The sequence below is a fragment of the Rhizobium sophoriradicis genome, from assembly GCF_025200795.1.
GTDB classification, from domain to species: domain Bacteria; phylum Pseudomonadota; class Alphaproteobacteria; order Rhizobiales; family Rhizobiaceae; genus Rhizobium; species Rhizobium sophoriradicis.
The window spans coordinates 303,889-325,453 of record NZ_CP104153.1; the positions used below are offsets into that span (position 1 = coordinate 303,889).

General features: G+C 56.3%; 22 protein-coding genes and 2 pseudogenes. 1 reads left to right on the forward strand and 23 read right to left on the reverse strand.

All coding sequences use genetic code 11. The features are described from left to right. Nucleotides 1-217: 217 nt before the first annotated feature. From N2597_RS23390 to N2597_RS23465, 16 genes are all read right to left on the reverse strand, one after another. Complete coding sequence (locus N2597_RS23390; RefSeq protein ID WP_341356257.1) at nucleotides 218-604, reverse strand: VOC family protein; 387 nt, start codon at nucleotides 602-604, stop codon at nucleotides 218-220. A 33-nt stretch (nucleotides 605-637) separates the two neighbouring features. Beyond that, nucleotides 638-1,336 (reverse strand): sugar phosphate isomerase/epimerase family protein, encoded by a 699-nt coding sequence (locus tag N2597_RS23395; protein ID WP_225881468.1) that lies wholly within the window; start codon nucleotides 1,334-1,336, stop codon nucleotides 638-640. Between the two features lie 134 nt (nucleotides 1,337-1,470). Next, on the reverse strand, nucleotides 1,471-2,802 hold the full coding sequence (locus tag N2597_RS23400; RefSeq protein WP_341356258.1) for an MFS transporter: 1,332 nt from the start codon (nucleotides 2,800-2,802) through the stop codon (nucleotides 1,471-1,473). 26 nt (nucleotides 2,803-2,828) lie between these two features. Further along, a complete protein-coding gene (locus tag N2597_RS23405) occupies nucleotides 2,829-3,806 on the reverse strand; it encodes an aminotransferase class IV (RefSeq protein ID WP_225881469.1) in 978 nt (325 codons plus the stop codon). Then, entirely contained in the window at nucleotides 3,799-5,211 is a 1,413-nt protein-coding gene (locus tag N2597_RS23410; protein ID WP_406549684.1) for a glucoamylase family protein, read from the reverse strand. The genes N2597_RS23405 and N2597_RS23410 overlap by 8 nt, the downstream gene beginning before the upstream one ends. 287 nt (nucleotides 5,212-5,498) lie before the next feature. Continuing rightward, entirely contained in the window at nucleotides 5,499-6,386 is an 888-nt protein-coding gene (locus N2597_RS23415; RefSeq protein ID WP_183599381.1) for a Gfo/Idh/MocA family protein, read from the reverse strand. Further along, entirely contained in the window at nucleotides 6,383-7,186 is an 804-nt protein-coding gene (locus N2597_RS23420; RefSeq protein WP_183599453.1) for an IclR family transcriptional regulator, read from the reverse strand. The genes N2597_RS23415 and N2597_RS23420 overlap by 4 nt, the downstream gene beginning before the upstream one ends. 13 nt (nucleotides 7,187-7,199) lie before the next feature. Further along, on the reverse strand, nucleotides 7,200-8,810 hold the full coding sequence (locus tag N2597_RS23425; protein WP_004670071.1) for an ABC transporter ATP-binding protein: 1,611 nt from the start codon (nucleotides 8,808-8,810) through the stop codon (nucleotides 7,200-7,202). Further along, a complete protein-coding gene (locus N2597_RS23430) occupies nucleotides 8,803-9,639 on the reverse strand; it encodes an ABC transporter permease (protein ID WP_012490222.1) in 837 nt (278 codons plus the stop codon). Before N2597_RS23430 ends, N2597_RS23425 begins: the two co-directional genes overlap by 8 nt. 17 nt (nucleotides 9,640-9,656) lie before the next feature. Next, a complete protein-coding gene (locus N2597_RS23435; protein WP_097592359.1) occupies nucleotides 9,657-10,628 on the reverse strand; it encodes an ABC transporter permease in 972 nt (323 codons plus the stop codon). A 67-nt stretch (nucleotides 10,629-10,695) separates the two neighbouring features. Next, nucleotides 10,696-12,276, reverse strand: a complete 1,581-nt coding sequence (locus N2597_RS23440; RefSeq protein WP_225881471.1) for an ABC transporter substrate-binding protein — start codon at nucleotides 12,274-12,276, stop codon at nucleotides 10,696-10,698. A gap of 90 nt (nucleotides 12,277-12,366) precedes the next feature. Next, a complete protein-coding gene (locus N2597_RS23445) occupies nucleotides 12,367-13,248 on the reverse strand; it encodes a dihydrodipicolinate synthase family protein (protein WP_097592360.1) in 882 nt (293 codons plus the stop codon). A 440-nt stretch (nucleotides 13,249-13,688) separates the two neighbouring features. Then, nucleotides 13,689-14,072, reverse strand: coding sequence for a VOC family protein (locus N2597_RS23450; RefSeq protein WP_088678261.1), 384 nt, complete (start codon nucleotides 14,070-14,072; stop codon nucleotides 13,689-13,691). 312 nt (nucleotides 14,073-14,384) lie between these two features. Continuing rightward, nucleotides 14,385-14,693 (reverse strand): YciI family protein, encoded by a 309-nt coding sequence (locus N2597_RS23455; RefSeq protein WP_183599379.1) that lies wholly within the window; start codon nucleotides 14,691-14,693, stop codon nucleotides 14,385-14,387. Between the two features lie 29 nt (nucleotides 14,694-14,722). Then, nucleotides 14,723-15,322, reverse strand: coding sequence for an FMN-dependent NADH-azoreductase (locus tag N2597_RS23460; protein ID WP_183599377.1), 600 nt, complete (start codon nucleotides 15,320-15,322; stop codon nucleotides 14,723-14,725). Between the two features lie 135 nt (nucleotides 15,323-15,457). Then, nucleotides 15,458-16,249, reverse strand: coding sequence for an alpha/beta hydrolase (locus N2597_RS23465; RefSeq protein ID WP_183599375.1), 792 nt, complete (start codon nucleotides 16,247-16,249; stop codon nucleotides 15,458-15,460). Nucleotides 16,250-16,393: 144 nt separating this feature from the next. Between N2597_RS23465 and N2597_RS23470 the strand changes: the two genes are divergently transcribed. After that, nucleotides 16,394-17,359 (forward strand): LysR substrate-binding domain-containing protein, encoded by a 966-nt coding sequence (locus N2597_RS23470; protein WP_183599373.1) that lies wholly within the window; start codon nucleotides 16,394-16,396, stop codon nucleotides 17,357-17,359. Nucleotides 17,360-17,510: 151 nt separating this feature from the next. On the opposite strand, the pseudogene N2597_RS23475 reads toward N2597_RS23470, so the two are convergent. From N2597_RS23475 to N2597_RS23500, 7 genes and pseudogenes are all read right to left on the reverse strand, one after another. Next, a pseudogene (locus tag N2597_RS23475) lies at nucleotides 17,511-17,825 on the reverse strand (LysR substrate-binding domain-containing protein); the annotation flags it as partial. A gap of 15 nt (nucleotides 17,826-17,840) precedes the next feature. Next, complete coding sequence (locus N2597_RS23480; RefSeq protein ID WP_341356259.1) at nucleotides 17,841-18,779, reverse strand: IS110 family RNA-guided transposase; 939 nt, start codon at nucleotides 18,777-18,779, stop codon at nucleotides 17,841-17,843. A 189-nt stretch (nucleotides 18,780-18,968) separates the two neighbouring features. Next, nucleotides 18,969-19,103 (reverse strand): annotated as a pseudogene (locus tag N2597_RS33750) (LysR substrate-binding domain-containing protein); the annotation flags it as partial. Between the two features lie 217 nt (nucleotides 19,104-19,320). Beyond that, nucleotides 19,321-19,617 carry a type II toxin-antitoxin system RelE/ParE family toxin gene (locus N2597_RS23485; protein ID WP_183595729.1) on the reverse strand — a complete coding sequence of 99 codons (297 nt, stop codon included), beginning with the start codon at nucleotides 19,615-19,617 and terminating at the stop codon, nucleotides 19,321-19,323. Then, nucleotides 19,614-19,880 carry a type II toxin-antitoxin system ParD family antitoxin gene (locus tag N2597_RS23490; protein WP_077994576.1) on the reverse strand — a complete coding sequence of 89 codons (267 nt, stop codon included), beginning with the start codon at nucleotides 19,878-19,880 and terminating at the stop codon, nucleotides 19,614-19,616. Before N2597_RS23490 ends, N2597_RS23485 begins: the two co-directional genes overlap by 4 nt. 780 nt (nucleotides 19,881-20,660) lie before the next feature. Next, nucleotides 20,661-21,104 carry a TA system VapC family ribonuclease toxin gene (locus tag N2597_RS23495; protein WP_040112759.1) on the reverse strand — a complete coding sequence of 148 codons (444 nt, stop codon included), beginning with the start codon at nucleotides 21,102-21,104 and terminating at the stop codon, nucleotides 20,661-20,663. Beyond that, nucleotides 21,101-21,328 (reverse strand): CopG family transcriptional regulator, encoded by a 228-nt coding sequence (locus N2597_RS23500; RefSeq protein WP_089152845.1) that lies wholly within the window; start codon nucleotides 21,326-21,328, stop codon nucleotides 21,101-21,103. The genes N2597_RS23495 and N2597_RS23500 overlap by 4 nt, the downstream gene beginning before the upstream one ends. Between the last annotated feature and the right edge of the window lie 237 nt (nucleotides 21,329-21,565).

The following is a 21,565-nucleotide window of genomic DNA, read 5'->3' on the forward strand; positions in this document are numbered from 1 at the left end:
CGCATTCGAAGATGAGCCGATCCACGGCGACCTTGAGATGTCCCTGGTCTGGCACCGGCGATCATATCGGAACGAAGTAAGGGCAGATCTGGCCATTGGACTTGTTGCGATAGCGGCTGCAAGCACAAAGAGTTATCAAACGGTCGTCGACACTGACGGAGGTCTAGCTCGACATAAATATACCGAAAGCAGCGCGGCGGCGTGGAGGCAACAGGAGTCAAGGGCCGTGGTTATTGACCTCAATCCAGTATCCATCGGGATCCTGGATGTAGACTTGTCGATACCCGTCGAATCGTTCGCCAACCTTGTTGATATTCCCCGGCCAATCATAATACGCGATCGCCCGGTTTTGCATGTCGGCTAGAAATACGTCGAGGTCGCTCACTCGCAAGGCAAAGTGCGTATCCTTTCTTAGCGACGTGGTCGTCGTATCTCCTTCGCTCAAATGGATTGTGTCGCTGCCGCCGATTTTAAGCCAGCGAATCTTCTCATTGCTGGTTTCCGCTATGACTTCAAAGCCAAACACGTCGGTGTAGAATTTGATGCTTCGCGCAAGGTCTTTGACGAGAAGTGAAAAATGATCAATCCGGTATTCTAAGTTCACAACGTCCTCCATGCCCAGCTGCGCGTATAGCTCTCAAGTGTTGAATCGATTAAGGTAGCTTAGGCTTCGTTTGGCAAATTCCAGTGGTTGGCGCGGATTGTCGTGTTCAACAACGAGCAACCAGGCGCCACACTCGGTTGCTGTCTTCCATAGCGACGGCCATAGCATCGTTCCACCACCAACATCAGACCATCCGTCTTCGTCCTCGTGAGTTCCAATGGGCGCCTCGTCCTTGATGTGAGCCGATACGAGGATGCCCCGATATCTTTTCAACCAGTCTGACGGGTTGATTCCCGCTCGGTTCATCCAGGCAATATCCGCCTGCCACTTCAATGGGCTTCCTCGGGCGGCGGCCATCAGGATCTCGAAGCCAATGCGCCCATCTGCGAGGGGCAAAAAGTCTTGGCGCATATTGTGATAGCCAAGTCCGATCCCGGCACCGTGCAATCTCTCAGCTAAATGAGCCAATTCAGATCCCATAAAGCGCCAGCCACGAGCGCTACTCCTTGACGCGTCAAACGCAACGCCTGGCACAAATAATTGTTTGATCTGGCAACGTTCACATACGTCAATCAACCGCACGAGGCCATTACGCAATACCGGATAGCTAACATGGGCTGACGGTGCCAACAGATGGTGTGCGTCCAGCATGGCTTTTAGCGCCCGGGGATCAGCCAAATGCTCTTCCAAGAGTTCGACGGCCTTAAAACCCGCCCAAGCGGTCGCAGCCAACTGCTTTTCCAGCGGGCCTAGCGACCGAACCGAATACAGCTGGAGTGCTATAACGCTTCTTGTCATGTCCTCAACCTTCTCGCCGATCCGACAGGGACATTCTCACCTTTTCTTTAAGTGACGCTTGCCGAGAGCTATGAGAACTTCATAGACCTCGCCATGCATGCCAGCCCTATAACGGCCACAGCGGAAAAGGCCGCTGGCAAGAGAAACACATGTGGAAGACCAAACTGGGCAACACCCAATCCGCCAGCGGCTCCGCCAAGCCCGCTGCTGAGCGCGGTAGAACTCATGAAGATGGCTGACGCCGTTGCCACAGCCGTTGGAAGCAATCGTTGCGCGGCAATAATTCCCAATGCAGCAAATACGCCCCACACGCCGCCCATGAGGATTTGCCCGGCGAACATACCCATAGCGCTGCTCCAAGCCGCAAAACAGATGTTGGCGAGAACTCCAAGGACCGCAGCGCCACACATTAGCCAAAGCATACCTATCTTACGTGCGAGGAGGACGGCAAATGGCATAATCAACAGCTCTACAAGAGGCTGAATTCCGATGACAGCCCCGCGTGTAGCAGCATCCAGACCAAGGCCCTCGTCCATATACAACAGAAGGAAGCCATATTTGATCGACTCTCCCGCGTAGACGAGGACGAAGAGACCAGTGAAACCCAGGAGAGGGAGCATCTCCTTTAGATTTCGCTGGCGAAGTGGCCTTGCCGTTGTTCCAAACCCTTTTTCCAGCGAGGGGGTGGCGAGTGTGCCTAAAGGGGCAATTTGAAGGAGAAAGCACAAGGCTGTAAACCATAGCATGGCGCGAATTCCGAACTGCGCCGTTATCCACGTCCCCACCACGGGACCGACAACCCAGCCGGCAGTGAGCGCCATACGCACGATGGAAACAATGTCGTCACTCGCCACCGTCTCCCTGGCTTGGATGTCGTCATGAATCGCAGCGAAAAGCTGCGAGGCGGCTGCTCCTGAAAATGCCAGCACGGCAGCATTGATCACAAAGGGCATCCAACTGCTGATCGAGAGCGCGAACCCGGCCCAGCCGATGGAACCTAAAAGGGCGCATATGCGAAAAAGCCCAAGCCGATCACCTGTTCGATCGGAGAAGCTTCCGATCGCATAACCGGCAATAGGTGCTGCCAAGTTGGTCAAGTAGAAGAGGCCTGCAGCGGCAATCGGCGCATTAAGTTCTCTCACGAGGAACAAAGCAATTTGCGGGGCTGCGGCCGACATCCCGATGCCAGACAGGAACATGGCGATTGCTGCGCCCAGATAGAGGGGAGACGAAACGAACTGCCCGAGTGTGGATTGTTTTTCGAGGGCTTCCAATTTTGGCGTTCCGTTCAAGAGAAAGGTGCAGTGACCGCAGATGATGAGCACTAGAGAAATCAACCGGTCGACAACATTGGCGGCAACCAGTAACCGGCCTGCCGGCTTCATCTGCCAGGCTGCCACTGTAACCCACCCATTTCTTCAGGTGACTAGGGCTCCAAGAGAGCTTTTTGGGCGTAGGCGACAGGCTCGCCATACCATCCGCTGCTTCGCTTACCCCAGTATGACCGGTGAATGCGGCGAGTTTGTTCACCCACTGATCCGAAACCGATTCCGGTTCCGTTCACCGAAGAGACCGGGATAATCCCGCCTGCGGTCGTCGTAAGGAAGATTTCCGAGGCGATTAGAAGCCGCTCCAAAGAAATGGTCTCTTGCGTGACATCGAGATTCAGCTCGTTGCACAGTTCCATAACTGTCCTCCTGGTCATTCCATCCAGCATGCCGAAAGAAGGGGTCCTCAGAACTCCGTCGATCACCGCGAAAACGTTGAAGCCGGGCCCCTCTGTGATATTGCCATCGAGATCAGTGAGAACCACCGTATCGGCACCGTTCTCGTAAGCTTCGAACAAGCCCATCTCAAAGTCGAGCCAATGGTAATGCTTCACCAACGGATCTACGGACTGAGGTGGGATTCGGACGCGCCGGCTGACGTGCACTGCCATGCCAATTTCCTGCTTTTCGGGGTTCGCGATCCACATGTACGGCACGCAGAATGCCTGGAAGCTGTTCGAGCATAAACGAAGATCCCGACTACCGATCGGGGGCCGCCCGCGGGTCATGATTATTTGAACGTAAGCATCACGGAAACCGCACACGGCAACGAGTTTGTGGACTATCCGGTGGATATCGCTTCTTGTAACAGGAGCTGTATCCATCCGAAGGCGCTGGACAGATCGCTCAAATCGATCCAGGTGGTCAGTCAAACGGAAAAAGCTGCCATCCCACACCGACACTGTGTCCTGACACGCGTCCGAACGCAGAAAGCCCCAGTCTAAAAGTGGTACCTTCGCCTCTTCGATTGGTATAATTTTTCCATCGACATAGGCGGAGCCTTTCTGAAAGGCGGATTCCTCGCCGCGATCGAGCACATCCGAGGTGGGGGCTGGCCAAACAAGCTTATTACTCATAACCTTCTCTCTCCGGCGGACCTGCGCTTCGAACTTCTCTCCTCGCATATATGCAGCTGTCTTTAGCCAGCAGAACTGCGGAATCCGTTCGGTGGTGTTGCCGCCTCCCAATCCCCAAACGGGATAATCCCGTTACAACTTCCGGAGCTTTCATAAACAAGCGCCACAGCAAACCTGTGCGATAGTTCTCGATCATTGCAACGATCGGCCCCTGGTTGATCGCCAGATTGCAATTGGAGACCCAATTTTGAGCGGGAGCGAAGGCATCAGCAAAGCCGAACGCTCCCCACAAGCGTCCGTTTCCATAAGAGAAAAATGCCCGTGCCGCAGCTTCTGCTTGGTCGGGCAGGAACGGGAAGCTCGATAGCGCGGCTGTCGGGGCAATAACGCCGACATCATTTTGGGGGCAACTCACGAGGTAGCCTTTGGGACCATCTGATGCCGTCAGGCCCCAACCATGTGCTCCATAACCAATGTGTCCCTTCGGGTTTCGTCTGCAATGCTCATAGTTAATTCTGCAATGAGCGACGACTTGGTCCCAATAGTCGATGTGGTCATCGAAAAGACCCCGCGGATCTAAGCCGCAGAACGAGTACTGAGAGAGAAAGAGAGGACCGCCGTATGGCGAGCCGGCGGGAAGGCTATGGCCATAATAGCTGTTACCGTTTCGGTACTTTCCCTCGTTTCTCCATCCGAGTTGGAAGACCTGCGGGTCAATAAAGTGGTCTCGCGAACCCGCCGCGAGTACATAGGCAACGAGCCCCTCATTCCACCCAGTAATAGGCACATTCAGGGACCATTGGTGTTTTGGACTCCAGTGCCAAAACAACGATGGCCGGGCTCCCGGATGTACGAAGCCGCTCCATTCGATCGCCGTGACAATTTCATCAACTTGTTGTCGGATGTTGTCTTCGACTCGCGTTTTCTCATCAAAATATTCGCGAGCGCATATAAGTCCCTGCACGAGTAAAGCTGTTTCGACTAGGTCCGCACCGTCGTCCATAGGCACCAGGGGGACTGAGTTGAGATCGCTGGCTTTCACAAAGTGCGGGAAACCCCCGCGATATCTTGTTATCTTCCGCAAAGCCTCGATGATTGTCGAAACACGCAAGGCGGCACGCTCCCGCGCCAACCATTCGCGATGAGCCATCACGATTATCGCCATTATCCCGAAGCCAACGCCTCCGAGCGAAACCAGATCCGATATCACCTCGCCGTTGGTTCCTCGCCTGTCATAGGGAAGGCCTGTTGCCATATCGGCATCCCAAAAATATGCGGCATGTTGTCGTTGAATGGTGTCAAGCAGGTTGGGAAGCGCTGTGTACTCAGGCTTGCTAGGTGGTGCCGCGAACAAAGACTGGTTCGCCGCACCGTCACTGTCCAAGGAAGCACTCACAGTCGTCATTTTGGCTCGCATTATTGAATGTTCGCAGGAATTCAGTCAGTCTCTGGTGCGCAGGTTTTGCGGGCACGTATCGATAGACACAGCAATCACGAGGATTACATCCGCAGCCATGTTTGCGCACTTCGCAACCTGCAATTTGTGGTGTCGAATGTGCGCAGAGTTCGCGTCACATTGCTTCGATCGGCAGTGATCCGCCGCAATAAATCAAGCCAGGCCCGAGGGAAATTGGATCTCATCTGGCGCTTGCAGTGCCGCTCAGCATGTCGTTGTCGGAGGCTGATGCGACGCTATTTCGAGATACGGAGTTGCCCATCGCATTCCGCAACGAGCCTGAGAAGGCGCAAACCGTCCGACACGTCGCAATAGGGTTCCGTGCCGTTTTCGCCAATCAGCTGACGTATTGCCTCGTGGTAGGCCTCTGCAGCACCGCCATTTACCATGTCAATGTGCGGCAGCTCGACCTTGCCTCCACTCCAAGCGAAGGTGGTTTCGCTTGCGAGGTCCTCATCGAGGGCGCTTAAGGCCAACTCGGCATCCGAGGTGGCACCGCTTTCATGACGGGCGGAGAACAGAATATGACCTTTGGGATCGAGGTCGGCGGAAATCTTAGCAATGCTCCCAAGAACATACTGCAAGACGGAAAGTGCGTGTGGACCGAGATCATAAAGCGCAGCGCGCGGACTCTGTCGCCAAGTTGAATTGATGTATGGCGATGGAACTCTCATGGAATTCGCCACGATCCGCACTCGTCCATGCCTCAACCCGGGCGCTTTAGCAGCCTGCGCAAGTTGCGATCGAAGTTCGGGGTGAAATAGGCGCGTTAGGAAAAGAACTGAGCGTACGCCACTCTTGCGTATAGCCTCACTTAAGGCGAGGCCGTCGTCCACCGTGAGTGCGATCGGCTTTTCAAGAAGCACATGCTTTCCGTGTTCCGCGGCCGTTTTCGCCAATTTGGCTTGGGCTCCAGGCGCGACGGCGAAGGCTACAGCGTCTACATCGGACAAAAACCGGTCAAAATCATCATAGGCCGCAACCTTGTGTTCTGCAGCCAGCTCCGCTGTCTTGACGGGATCTCTTCCCCAGACGCCAACGAATGTTACGCCTGGGTCCCGGGAAAGCCCCGGAGCATGAATTTCCGATGCCCAGTGAGCGGTACCGACCAGACCTATTTTCATGCCGTTCGGATCCTGGGTTGCGGCGATTCTTGGTATCCCAAGGCGCGAGAAATTTCTTTTGCGGCTTCGGAGACAACAAGACCGATCGATGGGATTTCTTCGGAGACAAGGCGGCTGACGGGGCCGCTCATGCTGATTGCCCCTTTTGGACGCCCCGTCGCGTCAAATATAGGGGCACCGATGCATCGCCCCCCGAGGGAAGATTCTTCGTCATCGACCGCGAAGCCTAGCGCGCGGATAGTTTGGAACTGTGCCTCCAGCGAGGCTCTTGTCGACAACGTCTTGCTGGTAAATGTATCCAGCGCCGACGGAGGCAATAAAACGTTGAGTGTCTCCTCGTCCAACCAGGCCAGGATCGATTTGCCGAGCGAACTTGCGTGCCACGGGTTTGGCAACCCCACTGTTGCTCCCTGCTTAAGCGCCTGAGTGGCCTCGATACAATCAACGACCACCAGCTCCTTATGAACCCAAAGCGCAAGGCTGACCGTTTCATTATAGCAACGGTGAAGCGCTTCAAGCTGCGGCCGTGCCAGGTGTCGTACATCTCGATGTTGGAGAGCTTTTTGGCCCAGGAGATAAACCCCAATGCCGAGGACATACCGGCCACTTCCGTCTCGTTCGACGTACCCGTGGCCTACTAAGCTGGATAGATAGCGAGACGTCGTCGGTTGCCCCAATCCTACCTCACGAGCGATTTGCGACAAAGAACTTGGACCGCTGGCGGAGCCAAGCGCCGCGAGGATTGCCACCGCTCGGTCGACTGCATCAAACTTGCTGGACTTTCCGCTTTCTGATTCCATCCGCCTATCCTTGCTAATTTGGAAACTGAACCACGCGAGGCGCGAGGCGCGTAGATTGAACTCTCGGAGCCGCATCCAAGAGCAGCTTGGTATATTCGTGCCGGGGAGCACGCAGAACCCCAGCGGCGGATCCGCGTTCCACCACCTCACCATTCTTCAATATGATGATGGATTCGGCAATCTCGGAGACGAGTGGGAGGTTGTGCGTTATGAATAGCATCGATAGCCCATCGCGCTTCAGCTCCATCAATAAATCAATAACGGCGGCTTGTACGGAGACGTCGAGTGCCGACGTGATCTCGTCGCAGATCAACAAATCGGGGTCCATTGCAAGAGCCCGGGCGATTGCGACACGTTGCCTCTCCCCGCCGGAAAGGTCGGCTGGATACAAGTTGGAAACCCGTTTGGGCAGGCGGACCCTTTCGAGCAATTGCGTCACTTTGGGTCCGATTGAGCTTCTATTCGCACCCGTGAGCATCGCCGCGCGGCCGACCGCATCCTGGATGGATTCGCGCGGGTTAAGGGAACGATCAGGGTTTTGAAAAACAATCTGAAGGGCTGACAATTGTGCCCGCGAGCGGTTCGCATAGCCGAAATTGAGAGCCGCATCTTGGAAAGTGATTCGACCCTGACCGCTCGCATGGAGACCGGCAATGCACCGTCCGGTAGTCGTTTTTCCGCTGCCGCTGCCGCCGACGAGAGCCAGGCATTCCCCATAGCCAATTGAAAACGAAATCCCATGAACAACCCGCATCGGGCCGTAAGAAACGTTCAAGTCCTCTACCTGAAGCAAAGCCGGCAACGCTCCGTCCGGCGCCCCGGATTCTTCCTCAGCCTTGCAGCGTTGGGGTAACTGCGGGACCGTGCTAAGGAGCATGCGAGTGTACTCGGTTGCTGGACTGGTGAAAATCTGTTCCTTTGTGCCACTTTCAATAATCTTGCCGCCGAGCATAACGGCGACCGTGTCCGCAATATTATGCACGACCGCCAAGTCATGCGTGACATAGACAAAACTTGCCCTCGACGTCTGGACTAGTTCGCGTATCAAATTCAAGATGGTTTGCTGTGTGGAGACGTCTAGCCCGGTCGTTGGTTCGTCCATGACGATCACGCGAGGACGAGTGATGAAGGCCATTCCGATTGCAACCCTCTGCAGTTGACCGCCGCTAAGTTCAAACGGGTAACGGCGCAGGAAGCGGGCATCGGTCGGCAAGCCTACGTCCTTGAGCATATCCCGCCTCATTTCGGCGATCTTTGATGCCGGATAACCGTGAACATGCAGCAGTTCGGCGATTTGATCGCCGACCCGCCTGCGCGGGCTGAAGCTCGTTGTCGGGTTTTGGGGGACCAGTGAAACCCTGCTTCCGCGATAGTCGCGCAGCTCCCGCTCTGTGAGTGCCAGTAAATCCTTGTTATCGATTATTACCTTGCCACCACCAAACACCATACCGGGGCGCGCAAAACCAAGCAGGCCAAGGGCTAAGGATGTCTTACCAGACCCCGATTCCCCGATAATGGCGAGCACTTCGCCCTCGCCGACGGTAATCGAGGCGTTGTCTACGATGATGCGGCCCTCGGTGTCGCGCATCGACAAGTTCTGAACAAGCAACGGGGGATTAAGCATTTTCCTGCCTCTTCGAATGGCCGATGGAACGCGCGAAGTTGTCGGTCAGGACGTTCACGGCGACCGAAAAGATCGCAATCGCTGCCGCGGGCGCTATGGCAAGCCAGGGGGAAATCGTGATGCCCAAGCGGTTCTCACTGATCATCATTCCCCAATCCGCTGCAGGAGGTGGCAGCCCCAGACCAAGATAACTGAGCGAGGCGTAAAGGATGATCGATCCGCAGAGCCGAACGCCGTAATCCGCCAACACCGGAGGGAGAATATTTGGCAGAATATCCTTGAGACACACCGCCAGCCAGCGCTCACCTCTGACGAGTGCGGCTTCAACGTACTCGTTTCGAGATATGTCTATCGTAATCAGTCGAACAATTCTTAGAACGCGGGGGACATGGATGAAGACAATGCCAAATATCACAGTGGTAAGGCTTGGCCCGGTTGCCGCCAGCAGTACAAGCAGGAAAATTGCAGGAGGCAAGGCATAAATAATGTCGGAGAGCGCGACGAGAGTATGGTCTAACGAGCCCCGACGAAGACCTGACAATATGCCGATGGGTACTGCGATCAGAAAAGCCAAGGTCGTTGCCAGAACCGCTATCATCAAAACCGTTTGACCTCCGGAGAGAAAGCGGCTGAAAGCGTCTCGTCCCAGAAAGTCCGTTCCCAGCAGGTGGTCACGCGATAGTTGCGAAAAAGGGGGGCCGACGATTTCGTCGTACGCGTAGGGGGTGAGCCACGGTCCGATCGTCGCGACTCCAACGATTATGATCGTGAGAAGCAACGCGATCCATGATGCGCGTTTGGAAAACATGATCTGCATAGTTCGAAGCATTTGTTCCTCCTCACGGATCAAAGCGAAGCGTTTTGGGCTCGCAGTCGAGGATTGAGAAGCATGATGAGAACCTCGGACACCAGATTGATCAGCACATAAGTTCCGGTAATCAAGAGAGTTATGGCCAAGACCGTGGGCATATCGCGGTTGATAACCGCGTCTGCAAATGCGCTGCCGATACCAGGCAGTTGGAACACGGCCTCGGTAACGACGACCCCACCTGCGAGCCAGGCGGCGTTCAGTGCGATGGTCTGGATCGACGGCGTTAGGACGTTCGGAAAGACATGGCGTATGAGCACACGAGCCGGGCTGAGGCCTCTAAGACGAGCCATGTACACATACTCCGCCGAAAGGACCTCGATGGCCACAGCCCGTACCATGCGAACGACCTGGGCTAGAGTGGTGCAAAGGAGTGTAACGACAGGCAGAATGAAGAGGGTCGACTGCGACAGCAGCGTTCTGTTGCCTTGGATCAGTGATACCGGCGGAAGGAAATTCAGACCGACGGCGAAGACAACGATCAGGACCGTGCCGACGACAAATTCCGGCAGGGCTACAAGTACGATTGTCGGGACCGTGATGATGTGGTCGGGCAATCTGTCCTTCCATACCGCAGCGGCGGTCCCGAGCAAAAACGAGAGCGGAATCAGCGCCAGAAGCGAAGAGACAGTGAGGATGACGGTATTGATCACCTTCGGCCGGATCATCTCCCAAACTGGACGACCCGATGGAATTGATCTGCCGAAATCCCCCGACGCTACGCCGGAAGCCCATGAGAGATATTGAGAGATTGCCGGTCGGTCCAAGCCAAACTCGGTGCGCAAGGCTTCCACGGCGGCAGGATCAGCTTTGGGGCCGAGTGCGGCCCTTGCAGGATCTCCCGGAAGAAAAAGTGTCGCCGTGAAGACGACAGCCGAGACGGCTATCAGCGTGAAAACAGACAGCGCTAGTCTTGCCATCACCAACTTTGAAAGACGGGCCGTAACCATCCATGGCTCCCTTCTTGATGGTGCCCCACCTCGGGGAGGCGGGGCAATCGCTAGGTCCGGGCGAAACTTAGGCTTCGAGCGAAATCCCTTCGAACCGGTAGTAGCCGAGATTGCGTTGACTGGAAGGAGAAAGCCCCTTCACACGGACGTTTGTCGCATCCAAGAGGTCTCTAAAGCCCCAGATTATATAGCCGCCGTCTTCCCAGATGATCTTTTGCGCTTCAAAGAGGTAGTCCTTCCGCTGAGACGGATCGAACGTCGTGCGAGCCATGGACACCCACTTGTCGAAAGCGTCGTTCGTCCAATCCGGTTCGTTCCAATACGCGCCGCGGGCATAGGCCTGTCCAAAAACGGATTCGATTGTGTGTTGTCCCCAATCGGAACTGGCCATGGCCGTCTTCTTGAATTTCGGGCCGGAGTAATAACTGTCCGGCGGGACGACGGTTAGATCGATTTTCACCCCTGCCTGCTTCGCTTGGTTTGCAATGAGGGTTGCGGATGCCAACATCCCCGGCGCGGCGTCCGAAGTGTACAGCTCAAATGAAAGATCGTTGTCGTATCCTGCCTGTTTCAGGAGCGATCGGGCCTGATCCGGATCGTGCTGCCTTTGCGGCAGCGCGGAGGCGTAGTCGGGATCAGTTATGCAATGAAGATCGTTGCCGATCCTGCCGTAGCCGGCCAGGGCGTTAGCCACCAACTGTTCGCGGTCGACAAGAAGCCGCATCGCCTGACGTACGCGGACATCGGTGAACGGCTTCTGGGCGACCATCATGAACTGGTCTGTCGTCGCTGCGCTCGTTGAGCGCAGCAAAGCCATCGCAGGGTTCGCCTCGACGATACGCGCAAGGTTGCCATCGAGTTGTGCGACAACATCGACCTGGTCAGCAATTAGCGCGTTCATCCGCGCCGTCGGATCATTGATAGCAATGAATTCGACACCATCCAGATACGGCATTCCCGGTTTGCGGAAGGCATCGTTCCGCTTCAGCGTCACCCGTTGGCCCTGGCTCCATTCGACGAACCTGAATGGTCCGGTGCCCACCGGCTGAGTAAAGTCCTTGGTGCCATCTTTTACAAGAAACATCACTTTGCTCCCAAGAACCTGGGGCAGAAGTGCGTAAGGTTTAGCGAGCGAGACTTCGACGGTGCTGTCGTCGAGTGCTCGAATATCGGAGGGCTTCATCAAGCCCGATAGGTTGGTGAAGCCGTCGGCCTTGTTTTCCGGCGTGAGCATGTACTGCAGCGAGTACACAACATCTTTGGCTGAAAACGGCGTTCCATCGTGCCATACAATCCCGCTGCGAATTCGAATTTTCCAGACATTCCCTTCCTTGTTGTGGCTGAAGTCTTCGGCCAGGCTGTTGTAGATGTGTCCGTTGCCGTCGAAATCAGTCAATCGGTCGTAGATCGATTGAGCGACGGCAAAGTCCATATCTCCCGTCGAGATGAAGGGATTGAGCGACGACTTAGCGCCTGCTGCGCCCAGACCAACACGCAGAGTGCCGCCGCGGGACGGTTCACCGGCATGAGCTCGATCCGCGATGGCCGGGGCTAGTGCGATGCATGACCCGACTGCCAGACCCGCTTTGAGGAAATTGCGGCGCGGCATGGTGGTGGATGTGAAGATGTTGATGCTCGTCTCTTTCATAACAGCTGCTCCCTTTTTTGTGTTGTAACGGCGAGAGGATGAGATGTCGGAACACTCATGGTGATCCGACATCCTTCGGCACGTCCTGGCCTAGGCGATAAGTCCGGCGTGGCGCAGTGCAGCACGAATATTGTCTTGATCTTCCATGGCCAGATCGCCGCTGGGCTTCCTGGGCTCGCCTACCTTGCGGCCAAGCAGATTGATGGCGAACTTGACGCGTGCGGGAAAGTTGGCTGGCTTGATCATCTCTCGGGCAAGAGGCGCGATTCTTTCCGTTAATTCACGTCCCCGCCTGTAATCGCCTTCGAGGTGCGCCCGGTAAATTTCGCCGTATTCTTTCGGAATGACAGTGTTCACGCCGGAGATTGAGGCGTCTGCGCCCAACAAAAAACTTGCGATGTTCACGCTATCCGCGCCGGCAGCAATCGCGACGCGATCTCCAACGGTCTGGACAAGCTCCGCGACCGGTTCAAGGGCAACCTCTTTTACGCAAATGACACCGGTTAGCTTGGCGATGCGCTGCATTACCGACGGAGGGCTGAAAAAGTGGTTATAGAAAATGATCGGCATTTGCGTCGCGTCATGGATGTCTCGGACGAACGCCTCGAGGCCCTCCTGCGACGGCGTCGTATAGATCGGCGGCCCGACCATCAACGCGCTTGCGCCAGCCTCTTTTGCTTTTTGGCCCCTTAGGATAGCGTCCTTGGTCGTCGTCGTGATGACGCCGGCGATAATGCGAATGTGGCTGTTCTGCACAGCCTCATTGACAAGCTGGCCCAACTCCTCGGCGCTCAATTCGTCTCCCGAGCCCGTACTGCCTCCAACGACAGCCAGCCTCACACCGACGGATTCCATGAAGCGCAGTTCATTTCGGAACAGCTCGAAATCCAGGCTGCCGTCCGCCGCAAATGTGGAAACGAGTGGCGGGATGACGCCGCTTATCTCTTCCTTGGACAGCGTTTGTTTTGTCATAGTCTCTTTCCTGTTTCACTGAGTGAAAGTAACTCTCGTACAGTGAAATAATCCAGAAGCAGGCGGGGTGTGTCAACTCGCCTTTAAGGCAGGCGCGTCACATTGCGTCACTTATCATCAAAGTGCGAACGCCCGTGGGACGAGGTCTTTGACGTTCAAGCCGGTCGAATGGACAGGAAGTTGCGTCTGTTCACACGAGAAAGGAGACGATGAAAGGGTTGCAGAGAGCTCGCGATCTCAGCTGCGCTGCCGCAGAACCCAGCCGTGTCTGGCTGTTGCCACTTCGAACAAGCCTGACGCATGCACGGAATACGACAATATTGCCTGCGGCGATGCCCTTTCATGGCCCCGTCGTTGCATCTGATCAAGGACGGCAGTATCCACCGCCATTTCTCACGGATTGATGATGAAGTCCGGCACTTGTTGTCGGGACTTTGGGATTAGGAGGTTATCTCGACGCGCGAGCCGTCAGGCGTCGCGATGACGGCCTCGTAATAGCCGTCGCCCGTCATTCGTGGACCCGAAACTAGGATCCCGTCGATCTTGCATCTGGCGGCCATTTCGTCGACCGCCTTCTGGCTCCCGAGAGAAATGGCAATATGATCCCATCCGCTTGCTTCCCGATCTTCACTGGGATCAATCCACGGTCCGGTCATGAGCTCGATTTCGGCACCTGTGTCGGCAAGCTTGATGAAGCGCGAAACGAAACCTTCTCGGCGCTTGCTATGATAGGGCTCCCCAATCTCGGCATCGAAATACGTCTGCCAGAATGCAACCTGTCGGTCGAGGTCGGGAGTCCAAATAGCAACGTGCGCAATATGCAAGTTATTTCCTTTCCGATTCAAAACGACAAGGGTTTCCGCAGCAACATGGCGTAGGCGCAGCGGTTGCACAAGCTTCAGGAGCGCGGGTTCCCCGACCGATCCTTCCGCGTGCGGCGCCTTTCTTTCGCCTACCGCCGAGCCAAATGTAAAATAGCAAAATGTGTTCGCCTGTTGCGAGGCGTCATTGCGAACCGCCTCGGTCACCTCTCCAGGTGGAGCACTGACGAAGCGGATGCAGAAGGTATTCTGTCTGCACTGCGTTCGATAAAGTCTCCGGTGTCAGCAGCGTTATCAGAGTAGCATCGTGGTCGCTCAGATCAGGTTTGGTTTCAGAGTCAAAGCTTCCGCAAAGGCTTCCGCGCCAAGGGCGGGTTTGAAGCAGCGTATGTCATATTCGACCAGATTCTGCCTATGGAAGGAGTCGTTTTTCAGCATTGCGTCGAGTTCTTCCCGGGTGGCGCAATGGGCAAGGACGATTCCGCCAACAGCCGGTTCCATAGGGCCAGCGGCGATAATTGTTCCCGCCTTCAAATGTTCGGCGAGCCATTCGCGATGGGTGTCGAGATGAGCTTTTATATCATCCATGGGGCGGATGTAGGTGAGAGTAACGACATAAAGCATTGATGGATTTCCTTAAAGGAGTGGAAGAACTATGCCACGAGGTTCAGGATCTGCTCGTCGGCGTCGCGGAATGCTTTGGCAATCATTTCCGGGCCGCGCGCCATGCCTTCAGCATAGATGAACTGGACGTCCGTGATGCCGAGAAAGCCCAGCATGTATCTAAGATACTGCGCCGGCGTGTCGGCGGGCGTTTCCCTGTAGAAGCCGCCCCGCGTCAGGGCGATGATCGCCCTCTTGCCCTTCACCAAGCCGATCGGTCCGGTCTCCGTATAACGGAATGTCGCACCCGGCTTGGCGACGGCATCGATCCAGTTCTTCAACTGGGATGGAATGTTGAAGTTGTACATCGGCGCACCGATGACGATGATGTCCGCCGCCAGGAGTTCAACGACGTGACGTTCGTCTTCGAGCGCTCGGGCGGTCTGATCTGGCGTTCGCGCGTCGGGAGGGAGCATCCGTGCCGCGACCGCCAGTTCATCGAGCGGCTGGATCGGATCGCGGGCCAGGTTCTTAATCTGGACGACAGCGTCCGGATCAATCCTTCTCAGATGGCGGACGATGGCGTCGGCAAGAGCGGAGGAGGTGGAGCCGTCAATTCGCGCGCTGGAATTGATTTGCAGTATCTTCATGAGAATTCCTTTCATTCGCCTCTCACGGCGCGTTCAGTCGATGGACAACGGACGCGGATGATCGCCGGCATGGCGAGCATGGACGCGGTCAATCGGGGATAAGGAGGCGGGTCGCCCGGTCGATGCGCCCGCAGCTCAGGCTTGTGCGGCGTCTTCGATCAGTCCGGTGACGACATCTGCATGGGATATCAGGGACATGTGGCTCGAGAAGACCTCCGTTATGGCAGCCTTGCTGCGGTGAGCCATCCAGCTTTGGAGTTCGGGCGCAAGCGCTCGGTCGTTCCCGGACAGGAGATACCAAGACGGCTTTTTCTTCCAAGCGGTGCCGACTACTTTTTCACCGAACGAGGTTGCGGCGATAGGCTTCTGTGTGGCGGCAAGAAGCTGGATCCTCTCGGGCGGAAGATCGCCTGCGAGCGCGGGCCCATAGTAACCCGGGTCGAACCAGAGTGAATTGCGGTCGTCGGGGCGCGCTCCTTCCATGCCGGAAGAAGGCGAACCATGATTTTGAAGGTCAATGGCCGACTCATTCTCATCAGGCACCAGCGCCGACACATAGACGAGAGACGTGACGCTCGGCGAAAGCCCGGCCTCGGTGATCACCATGCCGCCCCAGCTATGCCCCACCAGTACGACAGGGCCGGACTGGCGGCTCAGGACATTTTTGATGTAGGCGATGTCATCGGCGAGCGATGTCAGGGGGATTTGTGCGGCCGTGACGGTGTATCCCTTTGAGCCAAGCCGGAGGATGACTTCGCTCCAGCAATTGCCGTCTGTAAATGCGCCATGCACCAGCACCACTTTTTTCGTTTTCTGTTCAGCCATTTCGCTTGTTCCTGTGCGCGCGGATGCCCGCTGCCGCATGATTCCCGCAAGAGCGCCGGTCGCTGACATCGCGATCAAGCTTCTTCTATTCAGGACGGACATGTCGTGCCTCCGGCGGATTTGCGGTCGGCGTCTTGCCGATGAGTTCGATTGCAAGATAGCGGGTTGCCAAATGTCGCAGTAGGACTATGAATCGGGACTGATTGTTCTATTGAAGCAACAATGCGATAATACGGGGTGACAGCGTTGGAAGACTTGAATGACCTGATGCTGTTTGCCGCTGTCGTGCACCATGGAAGCTTCTCCGCTGCGGCATTGGCACACGGACTGCCCAAATCTAAGGTAAGTCGCCGTGTCGCCGGCCTGGAGCGACGACTGGGCGTGCGTCTTCTGCAGCGCTCGACGCGGGCTCTCCACGTGACGGAAGTCGGGCAAGCACTCCTGCCGCACTGCGAGTCCATGGCGGAAAGCGCCCAGGCGGCACTCGAAGTCGCAGCCTCAGCAGGAGAACATCCCTCAGGTCGGCTGAAGGTCAGTTGTCCGATTGGTGTCGCGCACATCTACCTCGCACCGGTGTTGGGCAAATTCCTGAAGGCACATCCCGCAGTCCAGTTTGAACTCGATCTGACGAATCGGCGCGTGGATGTGATCGCAGAAGGCTATGACGTCGCCCTCAGGATCAGATCGAGTCTTGACGATTCCAATCTTGTCGTTCGCAGTTTGGGAACGAGTGAGCAGATGCTTGTGGCAAGCCCGGAATTCATAGCCACCCACGGTCCTTTCGGCAGCGCGGATTCTTTGCAGCGGAAGCCAGGCGTCGGGCCTGCCGGCGTGAGAGGCGAGAGGAACTTCTGGAGTTTGCTGAAGCCGGATGGTGTTTCCATCGACATCGAATATCTGCCGACGCTCATGACTGACGATGTCTATGTGCTGTGTCAGGCTGCGTTAGCCGGAATTGGTGTCGCACGTCTGCCGGTCAATATTTGCGGAGACGCCATTCGCGACGGCCGCCTGGTGAAGGTCTTGCCGCATTATCGATTGCACGCGCACGGTCTTCATGCCGTGTTTCCGTCCCGTAGGGGCCTCGTGCCAGCGGTGAGGGCTTTCCTCGACTTCCTGGCCGAAGAGCTCCCGGGGATGCTTGCGGCGGTGACTGGGGGATATGACGATGGCTATAGCCCAGGTAGTCTCGGTTCAAATCGGACATCGTGACCGCTTGGTGTAGACGAGGCCTGTAGGTTCAGCCCGCATTCAGCTGTCATCCAGGATGACGCAATAAACAGGTCCGTTGTCATATACGACGCGGTGTTGATGAGTTAAGACGGTTCCAATGCCCCGCTTTGTCGGGAGGACAAACATATTGTCAAGAAACCTGCGACATCAGCCAGTCTGCGAAAATCTTCGATAGCCTCCGTTGGCTGCCGGCTTTTGGATAGGCGAGGTAGTGGCCGATGTAGCGGTTGTCACGGCTGTTGCTGAACGGGCGAACCAGACGCCCGCTGTCCAGCTCGCGCCTTGCCAGAGTGTTGGACTCCAACGCCACTCCCAGTCCGTTCGCTGCAGCGTCGACTGCCAGAAAGCTTCTATCGAAGCTCATGGCGGGGAGGGGCGGGGGGCCGAGGTTATTAAGTTCAAACCAGTCGATCCATTGAATCCTTTTCAGGTCGCTGCGGATGAGCGACTATCTGGATTGTCAAGTTGCATATTCGAATTCTCTTCGCGCGTCTCGTGCTTTTGCATTGAGAATAACCAGGAGTTTTCGGGCGAGTGCGATGCGGATGACCATTTTGGGTTTGCCGGCGCTTTGCAACCTTTGCTGGAAGGCGGCCAGGTGCGGATCGTGTCGGGCTGCGATGGCGCCGACCAGGAACAGAATGGCGCGTGGTCCGGAGCGCCCGCCGCGCACCGGCCGGTGTCCGCTGCGTTTGCCGCTGTCGTTGGCAATCGGCGCCAGGCCGGCCAGCTTGGCGATCGCCTTATTGGAGATCTGGCCGATCTCAGGCAGTTCGGCCATCAACCGGGCAACTGTACGGTTGGCCACGCCCTTGATCGAGCGAAAGGCCTGGTTGAGACAGGCCCAGAGCGGATCGTCGTCTATCATCGAGGCAATCTCGCCTTCGAGGGTGCGGCTCTGGCGCACCAAAAGTGCGATCACCTCGTTGAGGCTTGCCTCGCACTGCTGATCGCGGGCTGCACTGCGGCGCTGCATCTGGATGGTCAGATCACTCGTGACCTGGGACAGCCGCGCCATCAGCGCCGACAGCCGCATCTGCGCGGCTTTCGGCGGCGGCAGGGCAGCCAGCCGCCTGGTTTCGGCATAATGGGCGATCATCGCTGCATCGATGCGGTCGGTCTTTTCCAGAAAGCCCATGGATTCGGCAAAGCGGCGCACATGGCGCGGATTGGCAAGCGCGCAGGCGATGCCCAATTCCCACAACAGCAGGAAGGCCGTCCGCTCATAACCGCCGGAAGCCTCCATGACGACGAGCTCGACATTCTCGGCCCGGCAAAGATCGGCCAGCGCGCCAATGCCGGTGGCGTCATTGCTGAACCGTTCAAACGTCCCGGACGGGCGGATGAACGCATCCAGCCAGTCTTTCGAAACATCCACTCCACATATAATTCTGTTCACGGTAACCTGCCTTGTGCGTGCGATTGGAGCCAAGCGACTATTCGGTCGTACGTGACGATGACGAAGATCCCAGGCTCATCCACGGTTGTAACCGGAGGGGGGACGGGCGACTTCGTCAAGCCTCTGGCCGGGTGGCCACCCGGCCAGAGGCTCAATCGCTTCCATCGCACGAAATTACTAACGTGCAGATACAAGGGGAAGACGCGCCAGGTCTCGTGGGTTTTTCAGTCGTTCAGCCATCTTTGGAGAACACAGCGGAGAAATGATCTCTTCTCCAAGCGGCACGACGATCAAATCTTCTCTGTTCGATGGTTCGCCGTAAAGCCGCTAATGATGCAGTTCAATGCAGTTCCATAAATGGGCGTTATGCCGTGAATTTCGGTTTATCAGGCGCTTAGTTTATCTGAGTTAAGGCACCGCCGGTTCAGATCCCTTCAACTGCATGATTGTGGAATGGCTGATCCGCGCGATGACACTGAGACGAGGGTAGCCGCTTAGCTCGGCTTTAGTGCGCGAGGTCGCCTCAGATCAACCCATTAAATTACTCGCCGAACAGGATTGCGCCATAGTCCGTCGCGCCGTGCAGGACATGGATGATGATCACCTTCGCGTTCTCGACGCGGTAGAAGATCAGATAGTTGCCATGAACCCGTCGGCGGATACCATGGTGCTCGTAGCGGGGAACGAGGGCGAAACCGTTGGGATTGTCGACGAGGTCTTCGCACTTGCTGCGGAGCTCCCGGACGAATGAAAGGGCACGGCGTGGATTGTCCCACGCGATGTAATCGGCGATCTGCTCAAGATCGTTCTCCGCCTCGTCGGAAAATTCAAGGATCATGCCGATTTTTCGGCCTGATCAACCATCACACTGTACTTGGCCTCGAGCCGGTCGAAGACATCGCTCGCCGGCTTAGTCCGGCCCGCCTCGGCATCGGCAATGCCGCGCATGATGGAAGCATCCAATGCGGCAAGCCGGGTCTCCCTGTCCTGAACCAGTCGAACACCTTCGCGGAGAACTTCGCTTTTCGAGCCATAGCGACCTGTGTCGACAAGCTGCTGGATATAGGTTTCGAGCTGCTTTCCCAGATCGGCACTAATCATTCTGCTCTCCATCGGTTTTGACGGAGACAAGATATGCCGTTTATCAACTATTATCAAGCGTGATCGGTTCTCTCTCTCTCACTCTCTCTTGCTGTTCCGCGCCGGCCATTGCTACCTCAGCAATCTGGCTGAAGACATCTTCGACGATCATCTTGGCCCGTGCATTACCCAATTTCTGCGGGACGGAATCTTGTCGGCAGTACCATTATGGTTGTCATGAAGCACAGTCTCCTCTGCGTGGTACGACATAGAAGTAGCGCAACCGCTGGCTCGGCCGTGCGATGTTTTCAAATGCCCACTTTCGTGACCGTCTGCATGACCGAACTGGCGCAAGCCATTCCGTCATGACGGCAATCTTCAAAACACCTAGAGCATAGTGGTCAACGTGTGACCGGGACCGCCGGCCGCGACGCGGCATTATGACGGACCTCTTCAAGGGCGCCACAGGCCAACTGCGCGAAGACCAGGGATATTGCCAAGTGGACTTGCTCAATATCTACGAGGGAAATTACATCGTCTCCGCCAGGCAGAAAAAGGTCCAGGGAGCTCCAAAATTATATGGCACCCTGGCCAGGACCGACAGCATGACGCGCTTAGCGCCGCTTGGATCATCGAGATCCGCTTCCATCGTCCTCTGATAAAGCTCGATCCGGTGCATCATCATGGCGTCCAGGCCCTGTTGTCCCTAACGGAGCCATTCTTCACGAGCGCGGCGGGCGGCTTGTTGCTAGGATGTTCGTGTTCTTGGCCAAAAAGATCGCATAATGGATCGACGGGAACTCACGATCTACTCGTGGTGATCAGGTGCAAGGCAGAATTGCCCCTTGTAACCGCTGCCGCTGAAAGCTTGCGATCGAATGTCGCCAGCTGGCCACCACGCGCCTTGGCTAGCGCAAGCAGGTAGGTATCAGTTACCTGTCCCGGTGTTAGAATTTTCGTGGGCGCGATATTACCTGACCCCACAAGGCTCACATCGTCCGACCAAAAGCTGTGACCGGGGAGCGACCGCAATTTGCGGACGATCTCCATCACGAGTGCCGGTGAACCGGGAGAGTTGGGATATTTGGGGTTGCCGACAATCCGGATGACACCATTTTCGGTAATGGGGCAGGTAGCCCACGCGGTCTGACCCACCACTGCGAACCATGCGTGTGCATCATCATGGGCTACATGTCCCGGATCGATTAAGGCAATCAGCACATTGACGTCGAGCAGGAAAGTCACGGCAGTTCGTCACGCAAGGCGTTCACGATTTCGAGCGTCACTGGCGGCGTATCCGGCCGAGCTGACAGGAGAGGAATGCCATTGCGTTCGCCGATGCTGGGCGGTCGGCGCAGAGAACGTCTCGCCAGCTCAGAAATGACCTCGCCGACGCTCCGGTGCTGCTGGGTTGCCATCGCCTTTGCGGCGATCAGGACATCGTCGTCGATTGCCAAAGTCGTTCTCATATCCGCCTCATCGCGCATCAATCATCACGCATCATATAAAGCAAGTGGTCAGCCTTCTCAAGGTGGATACCGAATGGACGCACCATTGCGCCAATCTGTTCACCGGCGAAAACGGCTGAAAATTGCAGCCGTTATGAAGCTGCTGGCGGACGCTTATCTCAGGCATGCTTCATATCGAGCGGTTTTCGAACAAGTCTTCCAACCGAACGCTCCGCTTTCTCTAGTTCTGGGCCCGTC